Origin of the sequence: Aquabacterium sp. (assembly GCF_004297345.1) — a bacterium.
In the GTDB taxonomy this organism is placed as follows: Bacteria; Pseudomonadota; Gammaproteobacteria; order Burkholderiales; family Burkholderiaceae_C; genus Aquabacterium.
The window spans coordinates 1-1,440 of the sequence record NZ_SCTN01000541.1 but is presented as its reverse complement, the minus strand read 5'-3'; the positions used below and the strand labels follow the sequence as shown (position 1 = coordinate 1,440).

Genomic DNA, 1,440 nt, shown 5'->3' with positions numbered 1-1,440 from the left:
TTTCGGCCGTCTGTTGCGTGATGATGTCCTTCTGGGCCTGCTGCTGGGCCTCATTGGCTTCCAGCTTGGTCTTGAGTTTGCCCGGCAGGCGCTTGCCTTTGTAGAACTCGGCGTCATCCAGCAAGGGCTTGCGATCGGACTGCAATTCCTTGAGATGCGTCTCGGAGGCATCGATGCCTTTGCGCAACTCGTCCAGCACCGCCTCGCGGGCCTTGTTGTGCGCAGCCTCATTCGGATAGCGCAGCATCAGGTTGCGATCACGGCGGATGGCATCCTTCTGGGCCGCATCCGCCAAGGCCTTCTGGTGCTGGCGCTCCTCAGCTGCCGCACGCTCTTCCGCATTCATGCGGGGCGGTACGGTCTGCTTCTGAGAGCCATCCTTGTTGAGCACACGCTGCTCGCGATCCAGGCACTCAGGAATAGGCCGATCGGATGTGTGCCGCTTCCCCGTGGAGTCCACGCAGGAGTAAATGCCCGCCGCAGCCCACGCCACAGACACCACGGATGACGCAAGAAGCAGAACGCCACATGCCGCAGCCCGGCGCACCACCTTGCGGGTGGCGGCCATGCGCTCAAGGGCTCCCAACTCAAACGTCATCGCGGCTCCGTGTGGGCGTGTACCTGCACGCCACTATCTGATCTATCCGATTGTCAATATTAGACCAGACGAATCAAACGCCGTAACGCTGACGATAGGCCAATACCGCAGGATGAAATGCGGTCAGCGCCGGATCCGATTGGGTTTGCAGATACTGCAGCAAATCGCCCAGCGTGGCGATCGCCACAACAGGCAAACCATAGTGCTGTTCCACCTGCTGCACGGCGCTCTCGGCCGCATCCTGGCCGTTGGCCGTGGCCTTTTCCTGGCGATCCAGGGCGATGGTGACGCCAGCGGGCTTCGCGCCGGCCTTGATGATCAGGTCGATCGATTCACGCACCGAGGTACCGGCCGAGATCACATCGTCGATGATCAGCACGCGGCCCTGCACAGGCGCCCCCACCAGCGTACCGCCCTCGCCGTGGTCCTTGGCTTCCTTGCGGTTGTAGGCGAAGGGCTTGTTGTGCCCCAGGCGCGCCAGTTCGATCGACACGGCCGCTGCCAGGGTGATGCCCTTGTAGGCCGGGCCAAACAACATGTCGAACTCCAGACCAGACGCGATCAGGCGCTGTGCATAGAATTGCGCCAGACGGCAGAGCTTGGCGCCGTCATCGAACAAGCCGGCGTTGAAAAAGTAGGGCGACAGGCGCCCCGCCTTGGTCTTGAATTCACCGAACCGCAGCACCTTGGATTGCACTGCGAAGGCCACGAAGTCCTGGGCCAACGTGTCATTGGAAGAGGTGTTGCTCATGATTGATTGGGTATCTCGTCGTGTTTCGTCTGGTCTCACTGAACGTCAACGGCATCCGTTCTGCCGCCACCAAAGGCCTGGTGCCCTGGGC

The 1,440-nt window shown here is 61.5% G+C and carries 2 protein-coding genes; both read right to left on the bottom strand.

What is annotated here, in order from left to right; translation table 11 throughout:
- Window positions 1-598 (bottom strand): DUF4124 domain-containing protein (locus EPO09_RS20950; RefSeq protein ID WP_290646327.1); only part of this gene is annotated, 598 nt, incomplete at its 3' end.
- Window positions 599-671: 73 nt separating this feature from the next.
- Entirely contained in the window at window positions 672-1,349 is a 678-nt protein-coding gene (gene pyrE / locus EPO09_RS20945; protein ID WP_290646325.1) for an orotate phosphoribosyltransferase, read from the bottom strand.
- Window positions 1,350-1,440 lie beyond the last annotated feature (91 nt).